This window comes from Streptomyces sp. SID12488 (assembly GCF_010548275.1).
In the GTDB taxonomy this organism is placed as follows: domain Bacteria; phylum Actinomycetota; class Actinomycetes; order Streptomycetales; family Streptomycetaceae; genus Streptomyces.
Map to the genome: position 1 here is coordinate 1 of NZ_JAAGLT010000086.1, position 1,031 is coordinate 1,031.

Annotated in this window: 1 protein-coding gene; it reads left to right on the plus strand. The window is 66.8% G+C overall.

Translation table 11 applies throughout. From position 1 onward, the window contains the following. A partial coding sequence (gene pgi, locus G3I56_RS42585; protein ID WP_164418904.1) for a glucose-6-phosphate isomerase occupies positions 1-1,031 on the plus strand: 1,031 nt, incomplete at both ends.

Consider the following 1,031-nt stretch of genomic DNA (forward strand, 5'->3'; position numbering starts at 1 on the left):
GATGTGTTCGGGCTGCGGGACGCCATGTTCCGCGGTGACCGGATCAACATCACCGAGGACCGTGCGGTGCTGCACACCGCGCTGCGGGCGCCGCGGGACGCGGTGGTCGAGGTCGACGGTGAGAACGTGGTCCCGGCCGTGCACGCGGTCCTGGACCGGATGGCCGCCTTCGCGGACAAGGTGCGCTCGGGTGAGTGGACCGGTCACACGGGCAGGCGTATCAAGAACGTCGTCAACATCGGCATCGGCGGCTCGGACCTCGGTCCTGCGATGGCCTACGACGCCCTGCGGGCTTTCACCGCACGGGAGTTGACGTTCCGGTTCGTGTCGAACGTCGACGGCGCCGACCTGCACGAGGCGGTCCGTGACCTGGACCCGGCCGAGACGCTGTTCATCGTCGCGTCGAAGACGTTCACGACGATCGAGACGATCACGAACGCCACCTCGGCCCGGTCGTGGTTGCTCGAGGGTCTGGGCGGCGACGACAAGGCGGTTGCCAGGCACTTCGTGGCGCTGTCGACGAACTCCGGGAAGGTGTCGGACTTCGGGATCGATACGGACAACATGTTCGAGTTCTGGGACTGGGTCGGCGGACGGTACTCGTACGACTCGGCGATCGGCCTGTCGCTGATGATCGCGATCGGCCCGGACCGGTTCCGGGAGATGCTGGACGGGTTCGCGCTCGTCGACGAGCATTTCCGGACGGCGCCGGCGCAGGACAACGCGCCTTTGCTGCTGGGCCTGTTGGGTATCTGGTACGGCAACTTCTTCGACTCCCAGTCGCATGCCGTGCTGCCCTACAGCCACTACCTGTCCAAGTTCACGGCGTATCTGCAGCAGCTGGACATGGAGTCCAACGGCAAGTCGGTCGGGCGGGACGGGCTGCCGGTGGAGTGGCAGACCGGGCCGGTGGTGTGGGGCACCCCCGGGACGAACGGGCAGCACGCCTACTACCAGTTGATCCACCAGGGGACGAAGCTGATCCCGGCGGACTTCATCGGGTTCGCCCAGCCGGTCGCGGAACTGAGCGA